Origin of the sequence: Gordonia sp. GONU, assembly GCF_024733855.1 — a bacterium.
In the GTDB taxonomy this organism is placed as follows: Bacteria; Actinomycetota; Actinomycetes; order Mycobacteriales; family Mycobacteriaceae; genus Gordonia; species Gordonia amicalis.
This window is the reverse complement of record NZ_JANRHB010000083.1, coordinates 1-1,039: the sequence shown is the minus strand read 5'-3', so window position 1 is coordinate 1,039 and position 1,039 is coordinate 1. Positions and strand designations below refer to the sequence as shown.

Genomic DNA, 1,039 nt, shown 5'->3' with positions numbered 1-1,039 from the left:
GGATTCAGTCTCAGCAGAGAAGGACACCCCCCACACTCTGACTGCGACCACCGACAAGCGTGAGACGTCAACGATGTCCCGACGACACGACGTCAAGCATGTCCCGAGCCCTTACACGTCAGCATCGCCAGATTCGCGAGGATGACGAGCTGGATTACGTCTGGCTGTCAAGCGACGTCACCCCTGAGGGCGGCATGTCTCATGGAATGGGGCACTCCGGTGAAGGGGTGTTGGCCACTGCCGGAGAAGAAGCCGTAGCTGTTGGCTGAGCAAATCTGGTGCAGGACCAGATCGAGCGGACGGGGATTCAGTGGCCCCGCGGCCGCACGGGAGGCGCCATGGGCGCAGTTCTCATCGGAGGGATAGCAACATGGAGTGGCCGCGACGGCGAGCAAGCAGCGATCGGCTCCCTCTCTGCCTGACTTCGAACCATCGGCCGTCCGCGACATCGGCGGACGTTCGGCGCCGACAACTCGTCCTACTCTGACACGTTTCCTTACCAGCTAAAGCGGCTGTGGCAGAGTCGGTCATGCTCGGTGTCAAATGTATTCGTCACGGGTGCGCGTCTTGGCTGAGGGGTAAAGATGGCGCCCGAGTCGTCCTCCCGCGCCGGCCGGCATCATCCTCGGCCCCATGTCGTATTCGGCAAGCGGGAAATTGCGGCTAGTTAACATTAACATGGCGTGATCGTCGTCACTCGATGCGGCGAATGGCCTCGTTACGTGACGTAGCAGGCCGCCCAGATTGTCGGTCGGTCGGGCAGTTGGTGTGCGAAAACCGTCGTCGGTGATCATGATCTCGCGGTCGAGGGTGACGACCGAAACATTCTCGTGGCGGTATCGCATATGTGCGTCTATCAAACGTCGTTGCTGCGGTGTTGCAATGTCCCGAAGGCCCGACTGGATTCGTTCGGTGAATGCCATAACGGTGGCTAGAACGAACCGGCTGGTGTCCTCGGCGAGGCGGCAGACGTTGAGGTGTGGCTGAGAATTGCCGCGTAGGCGATGCTGGCTGACTTGTAACGACCGTGCGCTTCGGA

1 protein-coding gene is annotated in these 1,039 nt (G+C 60.7%); it reads right to left on the bottom strand.

Going from position 1 to position 1,039, the window contains the following annotated elements; genetic code table 11:
* Nucleotides 1-539: 539 nt before the first annotated feature.
* A partial coding sequence (locus tag NWF34_RS25240; RefSeq protein WP_258326397.1) for a hypothetical protein occupies nucleotides 540-1,039 on the bottom strand: 500 nt, incomplete at its 5' end.